The sequence below is a fragment of the Vibrio sp. 2132-1 genome (assembly GCF_033344315.1).
Window position 1 is genome coordinate 1 of sequence record NZ_JAWPON010000353.1, and the last position, 691, is coordinate 691.

The 691-nt window shown below is 44.6% G+C and carries 1 protein-coding gene; it reads right to left on the bottom strand.

Annotation, left to right across the window (positions count from 1 at the left end):
- The coding region (locus tag R8N47_RS25375) for a histidine kinase dimerization/phospho-acceptor domain-containing protein (protein WP_318186130.1) at positions 1-691 on the bottom strand (691 nt) is incomplete at both ends.

A 691-nucleotide genomic window follows, 5' to 3' on the forward strand; every position in this document is an offset into this window, starting at 1 on the left:
TTGCTGACTGATATTTGCCATACGGTCAGTGAGAGCAGAAATGCGAGTGAGATTATCTTCCACTCGATCATACTTTTCTTTCTGAAGGAACAATTTTCCATTCTCAGCAAAGCTACGAATGGCTGCCAACGGATTATTCAGCTCATGGCTGATGCTCGCTGACATTTGACCGAGAACTGCCAGCTTAGCCGCTTGAATCAACTCATCTTGGGTCAAACGTAGTGTTTGCTCCGTTTCGGTTCGCTGCGCAATTTCAGCCTGTAACTCTGCTGTTCGTGCCATGACTTGAAATTCTAACTTCTGATTCGCTTCTTGTTGGATTCGTTCTAACTGCAAATGACGTTGTTGGCGGTGATAAATCAACTGGCCAATCAAGAACAAAACCGTAAAGGCCAACGTAAGCACAACGATATAGCCCATCGTAACCCAAACGATGGATTGTTTTGGCGAAAGCACACGAATCGTTAGCTTTAACTCAGATAAAGGCAGTGAAGAGACAACCAGTGTCCCTTTATTGTAGGGGTAGCCTTGTTTCAGTTCAGAATTTGGCGCATTCAAGTTGCCGACAAAGCCCAATGTCGTAATCGGTGTGTCGAGATATTGTCTACTCGTCCAAACTTGCTTTTTATCTGCATCACTTAACGGTTGTAGGCTTTTGAATAGCCAATCCTGCCGGCTGCTCATAAAGACA